The 1,397-nt window shown below is 68.5% G+C and carries 1 protein-coding gene; it reads right to left on the reverse strand.

The annotated features are described in order from the left end of the window. On the reverse strand, positions 1-1,397 hold a 1,397-nt coding region (locus LU671_RS29215), incomplete at both ends, for a condensation domain-containing protein (RefSeq protein ID WP_232857808.1).

The raw sequence follows: 1,397 nt of genomic DNA on the forward strand, positions 1-1,397 counted from the left end.
ATAGCTCAGACTCAGCTCGCCCTGTACTACGGCCAATGCTTCGGGCGACTGGGCCTCGACCAGTGCGTGCACGGTCTCCCCTTGCGGATAGCCCACGGCCGTGGCGTTGAAGTCCCCCAGCACCTGGCGCGAAGCCTCGTCATCCAGTATCGGCAAGCCTGCGACCACTTGCCCCGGGCACTGCTGCAGGGCCTGCAGCAATTGGTCCAGGGTATTGACCATCCAGCCGCCGATCTGCGCCGCCGGCAGCCCTTCGGCGGCCAGCACGCTCAGGCTGAAACCCTCGCCCAGGTCGTCGACGCTCAGGGTCAGCGGGTAATTGCTGCGCTCCTCGCCACCGAGCAGCCGCACGCCCTGCCAGATGCCCTCACCGTCGCGAGCGACGCCCTCGGTACTGTGGCGGTAGTTGAGCAAGGCACTGAACAATGGCGCCGAAGCGGCCACGCCGCTGCAACGCTGGGCCAGCGCCAGGGGCGCGTGCTCGTGACCGAGCAGGGCCGACAGCCGCTGGTGGGTGAGGCGCAGCGCCTGGTCCACCGGCAGCGCGATATCCACCCGCAATGGCAGGGTGTTGATAAACATGCCCAGCGCCCGGTCGGCGCCCTCGCCCGCTTGCAGGCGGCCCATCAGCACGGTGCCAAACACCACGTCGCGACGCCCCGCCAGCACGCCCACCACACGGGCCCAGGCCAGGTGCACCAGGCTGGCGGCGCTGACGCCGCGCTGCCGCGCCTGCTCGCGCAGGCCATGGGCCAGGGTGGCCTGCAACATCAGGGCAGCATGTTCGACGCGCCCGCCATCGCCCTGCACATCGGCCAGGCCATACGGCAGGGTCGGCTCGTCGATATCACCCAGTTGCGCGCGGAAGAACGCCTCGTGGCCAGCCTGATCGTCGCCCAGGCAGACCTGGGCAACATAATTGCGATACGGCACCGCCGCAGGCAGCGTGACACCACGCCCGTCCAGCAGCGCCTGCATCTCCTCGCCGACCACGGCCATGGCGGCGTGGTCGAGGGTCAGGTGGTGGAACTGCAACAGGGCTACCCACTCGCCCTGGCGCGGATCCTCGGCATAGACCAGGCGCAGCAAGGGCGCCCGGGTCAGGTCCAGGCGTTGCTGGCGGGCATCGAAACGGGCCTGCAGTTGCTCGATTACTGCCTTTTCGCCCAGCCCGGTGACTTCGCTGACCGCTAGGCGGGCCTCGCGCCAGACCACCTGCACTGGCTCGCCCAACCCCTCCCAGACCACCGAGGTGCGCAGGATGTCGTGGCGGTCGATGACCTGTTGCAAGGCCGCAGCCCAGGCCCGCAAACGCTCGATGCTGTCGAAGGCCAGGCGTGACTGCAAAAGGTACGGGTCGCCCTGCTCGGCACTGAGGTGGTGATAGAGAATGCCTT

Source organism: Pseudomonas sp. NMI760_13, from assembly GCF_021283245.1.
Lineage (GTDB): Bacteria > Pseudomonadota > Gammaproteobacteria > Pseudomonadales > Pseudomonadaceae > Aquipseudomonas > Aquipseudomonas peradeniyensis.